At 63.1% G+C, this 5,763-nt stretch carries 7 protein-coding genes and 1 pseudogene; 2 read left to right on the top strand and 6 right to left on the bottom strand.

Features of this window, described 5'->3' with window-relative positions; genetic code table 11:
- The 4 genes and pseudogenes from EN935_RS19525 to EN935_RS19510 all read right to left on the bottom strand — a co-directional run.
- A pseudogene (locus tag EN935_RS19525) lies at window positions 1–290 on the bottom strand (cytosine deaminase); the annotation flags it as partial.
- A 4-nt stretch (window positions 291–294) separates the two neighbouring features.
- A complete protein-coding gene (locus tag EN935_RS19520; protein ID WP_023757784.1) occupies window positions 295–1,146 on the bottom strand; it encodes an ABC transporter permease in 852 nt (283 codons plus the stop codon).
- Window positions 1,133–1,957: an ABC transporter ATP-binding protein gene (locus tag EN935_RS19515; protein WP_127263236.1), complete on the bottom strand. Its 825-nt coding sequence runs from the start codon at window positions 1,955–1,957 to the stop codon at window positions 1,133–1,135. Before EN935_RS19515 ends, EN935_RS19520 begins: the two co-directional genes overlap by 14 nt.
- 12 nt (window positions 1,958–1,969) lie before the next feature.
- Entirely contained in the window at window positions 1,970–2,974 is a 1,005-nt protein-coding gene (locus EN935_RS19510; protein ID WP_109667892.1) for an ABC transporter substrate-binding protein, read from the bottom strand.
- A 265-nt stretch (window positions 2,975–3,239) separates the two neighbouring features.
- Here EN935_RS19510 and EN935_RS19505 point away from each other — a divergent pair, with 265 nt between their 5' ends.
- Window positions 3,240–3,623 carry a RidA family protein gene (locus tag EN935_RS19505; RefSeq protein WP_109667895.1) on the top strand — a complete coding sequence of 128 codons (384 nt, stop codon included), beginning with the start codon at window positions 3,240–3,242 and terminating at the stop codon, window positions 3,621–3,623.
- A 54-nt stretch (window positions 3,624–3,677) separates the two neighbouring features.
- Window positions 3,678–4,481, top strand: a complete 804-nt coding sequence (locus EN935_RS19500; protein WP_127263237.1) for a creatininase family protein — start codon at window positions 3,678–3,680, stop codon at window positions 4,479–4,481.
- Here the strand turns inward: EN935_RS19500 and EN935_RS19495 are convergent, their stop codons facing one another.
- Both EN935_RS19495 and EN935_RS19490 read right to left on the bottom strand, forming a co-directional pair.
- Entirely contained in the window at window positions 4,482–4,991 is a 510-nt protein-coding gene (locus tag EN935_RS19495; RefSeq protein ID WP_126069431.1) for a tyrosine phosphatase family protein, read from the bottom strand.
- On the bottom strand, window positions 4,988–5,763 hold a 776-nt coding region (locus EN935_RS19490), incomplete at its 5' end, for an aminotransferase class I/II-fold pyridoxal phosphate-dependent enzyme (RefSeq protein ID WP_127373539.1). The genes EN935_RS19495 and EN935_RS19490, both read right to left, overlap by 4 nt.

Raw genomic sequence — 5,763 nt, 5'->3', positions numbered from 1 at the left:
GCGCCCATGAAGGTGCCGTCGGGATTGGGTTTTCGCGGCCAGATATGACCCTTGTCGATATGCGTGTGGCAGTCGACGAAACACGGCAGCACAATGCGGCCGCCAAGGTCGACAGCGTCCAGGGGCGTCGCTGCACGACGATGTGCGGAGATGGCTGCGATCTTGCCCTCGGTGACAGTGATGTCGGCAAGCGCAAAGCCATCGCGATCGAAAGCAGCGCCAAGGCCTGGGCTCAGGGACGCGTGAAGCCTGACATTGGCGAGCCGGTATGAACCTGTGTTCGGAATCAAGGACCTAGCGCTCCTGCTTCAGTGCGCTTTCGTGCCAGCGCCGCAAAATGAGATGCGAAATAAGCGACAGCACGAGGAAAATCAAAATGCCGGTGAGCGAGATCAAGAACAGTGCCGCGAACAGCCGCGGCGCGTTGAGCCGGTAGCCAGCCTCGATGATGCGTGAGGCAAGGCCGGACGACTGGCCGGTGGTGCCGGCGACGAACTCGGCCACCACGGCGCCGATCAGCGACAGGCCGCCGGCGATCTTCAACCCGCCGAGGAAATAGGGCATCGCCGCCGGCAGCCTGAGATAGCGCAATTGCTGCCAGCGCGTCGCACCATTGAGCTTGAACATGTCGCGCAGATTGCGGTCGACGGAGTTGAGGCCAAGCGTGGTGTTGGACAGGATCGGAAAGAAAGCGACGATCCAGGCGCACAACAGAAGCTTGGTCGTCTGGTCGTTTACATAGATGTTGATCAGCGGAAAGATCGCCACGATCGGCGTCACCTGCAGCACGATGGCGAATGGGAAGAACGACATCTCGACCCATTTCGATTGCGCGAACAGCACCGCCAGCCCGACCCCGCCAATGACCGCCAGAGCTAGGCTGAGGAAGGTGATGCGCAAGGTGACGAGCAGTGAGGAAAACAGCAGGCCGGCATCGTTGTAGAGCGTCCACAGCACCACGCCGGGACGCGGCAGGATGTATTGCGGAATCTCGTTCCACACGCAGATGCGGTCCCACAGCCATATCGCCAGGATCATGATCGCCAGCGGCAGCACCCAGCGGCCGATCCGTTCGAACCGCTCCTGGCGCACGCGGCGCGCTTCCTCGGGGTCGAGTTCGAGCACGCGCTCGTCAATGGCCGTCATGATGAGCGCCTGCTGTTGAATTGATGGCGTTGACCAACACATCGGAGGCCTGACGGCAGAGTGCCGCATAGTCGGGCGAGGTGCGAAACGCCTCGTCGCGCGGATAGGAGGCCTCGATGGCGAGTTCGTCGAACACCCTGCCCGGCCGCGCCGCCATGACGACGACACGGTTGGAGAGGAACACGCTTTCGAAGACGCTGTGGGTGACGAAGACGACGGTGAAACGTTCGTCCTGCCACAGTTCCAGCAGATCGTTGTTGAGCTTGAAGCGGGTGATCTCGTCGAGTGCCGCGAACGGCTCGTCCATCAACAGCACGCGCGGTTTGGTCACCATGGCCCGCGCGATCGAGACGCGCATCTTCATGCCGCCGGACAGTTCGCGCGGCACCGCGTCTTCGAAGCCGGTCAGATGCACCCGCGCCAGCATTTCCGTCACCGCCGGCGCGGCCTTGGCGCGGGAAATGCCTTTCAGCCGAAGCGGCAGCCAGACATTGTCGAAGACGCTGGCCCAGGGCAGCAGCGTCGGCTCCTGGAAAACGAAGCCGATGTTCGAGCGGTCAAGCGAGCCGCCGCCGCGCCAATCGAGCACGCCGGAGGTCGGCGTCCACAGGCCGGCGATCAGCCGCAGCGCCGTGGACTTGCCGCAACCCGACGGCCCGAGCAGGCTGAGGAAATCACCTTCCCGGATCGTCAGATTGACATCGCTCAGCGCAGTCACGCCGTTGGAGAAGACCTTGCCGACGCCCCTCAGCGCCAGCAATGTCGATGCCACGTCCGAGGCCGGCGCTTGCGCCACCTTTTCCCTTATCACGCCGGGACCGGCCTATTTCTTCAGGTCGAGCCCGACGCCCTTGTTGACGAAGGTCAGTGTGTAGGCCTTTTTGATGTCGATGCCGTCAGGCGTGACCTTGGCCTTGACCATCTTGTCGTAGAAACTTTTGATCCGCTCGTCGGTCATGGCGCCGATGCCGAGCTTCTCAGTGTCGCCGGAATCGGCAAGGCCGAACTTCTTCATCTGCTCGATCGAGAACGCGATCTGCTCGTCGCTCATGTCGGGATTGTCTTTCTTGATCAGGTCGTTGGCGGCCTTGTTGTCGCCGTAGAGATATTTGTACCAGCCCTTGGCCGAACCATCGACGAAGCACTGGACCACCTCCGGCTTCTTGTCGATCGTTTCCTGCATCACCTCGATCGTCGTCGAGTAGGTGTCCCAGCCATAGTCGGCAAGCAGGAACTGGTTCGGCACGAAGCCGCCTTCCTTCTTGACCGCGAACGGCTCGGAGGTGACGTAGCCCTGCTGGATCGACTTCTTGTTGGCGAGGAAGGGAGCGGTGTTGTAGGTGTAGGGCGCGCGCTTTGAGGCGTCGAAGCCGAGTTCGATGACCATCCACTGGAAGAAGGTCTGCACGCCCTCGTCGCCCAATATGTACTGGTCGGCGTTCTTCAGGTCTTCCCATTTGTCGAGCCCCTCGCCGGGGTGGGACATGATGACCTGCGGGTCTTTCTGGAAGTCCGCCGCCACCACGCGCATGGGAATGCCTTGCTGGACGGCATCGAAAGCCGACAGCAGATTGCCGCCCATGTAGAAATCGATCTTGCCGGCCAGCAGCATCGGCCGGCCGCTAACCTGCGGACCGCCCTGCATGATGGTGACGTCGAGGCCGCAGGCGGCGTAGGTGCCGTCCGCCACGGACTGATAATATCCGCCATGTTCCGGCTCGGCCAACCAGTTGGTGCCGAAGGTGACTTTTTCATTCGCAGCCGCACCCAGCGTGCTGGCTGCAAGCAAGGCCACAACCGCCACCGAAATCTTCTGTCTTCCGTACATCGACACCACCCTTTGTTTGCTCCGGCGCGCCACGCGCCAGGCTCGACACCAAAGATTCAAGAAGCAAGACACATGCCACCGGCGCCTTGCGCCGGGACCGCCCGCTGGAACGACATTGCACTGCCAAGGGCGGACGGGTCATGCTGTACGGAAGGCATCGTGCCTATTTTTTGAACGCCTGTCCACAATCGCTCGGGCAACATGCACCGCCATCTTGAAGGTGCAATGGGTCAGGCCTTAGGCTGGCGCTATCCAGGAGAATGCCATGTTCAAATTCCTCACCCCGAAGTCGATCAAGCCGCCCTTTGCCCGCTACAGCCACGGCGTCGAGGTGCCGCTCGGCAAGCGACTGGTGCTGTGCTCGGGTCAGGTCGCCATCACCGCGGACGACCAGATACCGGAAGACGCCGGCGCACAGGCCGAACTCTGCTTTCAAAACATCGCCGCGATTCTCGGCGAAGCCGGCCTGGGTCTGCAGGACATCGTCCGCATCAATGCCTATGTCACCGACCGCGCGCATCTGCGGCCGTATATGGACGTTCGCGACCGGCTGTTTTCCAGCCCCGCGCCGGCCTCGACTCTGATGATCGTCTCGGGATTTGCCCGACCCGAATTCAAGGTCGAAGTTGAGGCCATCGCGGCCGGGTGATCGACAGACAAGTTCTGTCGCGCTAGGTCTGCCCGTCCATTGAAGAGGCATGACATGACTGTTGCGAAGAAACGTGTGTGGTGGGGCGACTACCGGACCACCGAATACGCCTCGATCGACCCCGAGGCGACGATCGCCGTGTTGCCGGTGGCGGCGATCGAGCAGCACGGGCCGCATCTGCCTGTCTCGACCGACACCTCGATCATGAATGGCATGCTCGACACGGTCATTTCGCGCCTGCCCGATGATCTCGACATCCGCATCCTGCCAGTGCAGGCGGTGGGCAAGTCGAACGAGCACCTGCACGCGCCGGGCACCCTCACTTTGCCGGCAACCACGTTGATCGAAGCCTGGACCGAACTCGGCCTGTCGATCGCGCGCGCCGGCGTGCGCAAGCTGATCGTTATCAATTCGCATGGCGGCAACGAAGAGATCATGGGCATCGTCACGCGCGAACTGCGCGTGCGTGAAAAGATGTTGGCGGTGAAGACCAGCTGGCAGCGCTTCGGCCGCCCGGCTGGCATGTACACCGAGCTCGAGGACCGCCACGGCATCCATGGCGGCGATGTCGAGACCTCGCTGATGCTGCATTTCCGGCCGGACCTTGTCGATATGGGCAAGGCCGACAATTTCGTCTCCAATGTCGCCAAGGCCGAGAAGGAATTCTCGCTGCTTCGCCACACCGGCACCCACGCCTTCGCCTGGATCGCCAGCGACCTCAACCCGAACGGCGTGGTCGGCGACGCCAGCATCGCGACGGCGGAGAAAGGCCGGCTGACATCGGAACATCAGGCCGATGGTTTCATCAGCCTGCTGCGGGATGTGCGCAAGGCGAAGCTCGCCGACTGGCTGAAGTAGCTAACCGTCTATCCTAAGCGCGAACGGCGTTCCTTCGAAGGCGTCGGCGCCGCGTCCGATTGCCTCGATCGCCTGGATCATGCGGCCGTTGCGATCTAGCAGTGCGTCGGCCACCGCAATCAGTCGCGGATTGGGTGTCGCCGATGGCGACAGCGCCCGCAGCGTCCGCGCCAGGTCGGCCTCGTCACGCTTCGGCGCCAGTGCGGCGGCGATGATGTAGGCCGAGGCGGTCGAGCGACTGATCCCGGCATAGCAGTGCACGACCATCGGCCTTGCCCGGTCCCAGCGGCGCGCAAAATCGAGCAGGTTGCGGACATGATCCTCGCCCGGCATGGTCATGCCGTCCTGCGCCACCGCTATGTCATGCATGACCAGATGTAAGTGGTTTTCCCTCGAGATCGAGGCCGGCCGCACCACTTCCGTGCCAGCGGCGAGCAGCGACAGCATGCGGTCGGCGCCGGTCCTGGCCACCGTTTCCTCGATCTTTGCCAGCGAGCAGACATGGATCATTGTTTTGAACCCTTCGATTGATCCTCGCGCCGCGCCGCCCATTCGGCAAGAGCGGATTCGAGCCGCTGCCATTCCTCCTGACTTCCCGGCAGGCCGGCGCGCAGGACATGCGGCCGGTCGGCAAAATGACGAAGCAGGATGCCGTGCTCACCAAGGGCTACAAACAGGCCGGCGGCATCGGCCAAGCGGAGATAGCGGAACAATGTGGTGCCGCCCGCGACGGGAACGCCGAAGCGGCCGAACAGCGCATCGAGCCGCGCCGATGCATCCATAAGGGATGCCCGCATCGCGTCCTGCCAGCCGATGTCGGCAAGCGCGCGGATGCCGTATTCCAATGCGGGGCCGGCGACGGCCCATGGTCCGAACTGCGTTTCCAGCCGGTCGACCGTCGTTGCATCGGAAAGTGCAAACCCGAGCCGCAAGCCGGCCAGGCCGAAGAACTTGCCGAACGAGCGCAGCACGACGATGCCGCCCTGGTCGACATCGCCCGCGAGGCTGTACTCGCGTGGGCCGACATCCATGAACGCCTCGTCGACGACCAGTAGTCCACCCCTGGCGCGCAGTCCGGCGGCCAGCGCCAGCAATCGGTCGCGCTCGACGATGCGCCCATCCGGATTGTTCGGATTGACGATGATGGCAAGGTCGGCGTCGGCCAGATCAGCGAAATCGCTGACCTCGGTCACCTCGTGCCCGGCGATAGCCGCAGCGCGGGCATGTTCGGCATAGGTCGGACCCAGCACCAGCGCCTTGCCGGGCGCGATCAGCGATGCGA

Origin of the sequence: Mesorhizobium sp. M7D.F.Ca.US.004.03.1.1, from assembly GCF_003998635.1 — a bacterium.
Lineage (GTDB): Bacteria > Pseudomonadota > Alphaproteobacteria > Rhizobiales > Rhizobiaceae > Mesorhizobium > Mesorhizobium loti.
Note: the sequence above shows the minus strand (reverse complement) of the source record. Positions and strands in the feature narration are given on the sequence as shown.

Bases quoted from the DNA above. Each gene is read 5' to 3' on its own strand.
- EN935_RS19510 (WP_109667892.1), bottom strand. From the start codon at position 2,974: ATGTACGGAAGACAGAAGATTTCGGTGGCGGTTGTGGCCTTGCTTGCA.
- EN935_RS19520 (WP_023757784.1), bottom strand. From the start codon at position 1,146: ATGACGGCCATTGACGAGCGCGTGCTCGAACTCGACCCCGAGGAAGCG.
- EN935_RS19495 (WP_126069431.1), bottom strand. From the start codon at position 4,991: ATGATCCATGTCTGCTCGCTGGCAAAGATCGAGGAAACGGTGGCCAGG.
- EN935_RS19505 (WP_109667895.1), top strand. From the start codon at position 3,240: ATGTTCAAATTCCTCACCCCGAAGTCGATCAAGCCGCCCTTTGCCCGC.
- EN935_RS19500 (WP_127263237.1), top strand. From the start codon at position 3,678: ATGACTGTTGCGAAGAAACGTGTGTGGTGGGGCGACTACCGGACCACC.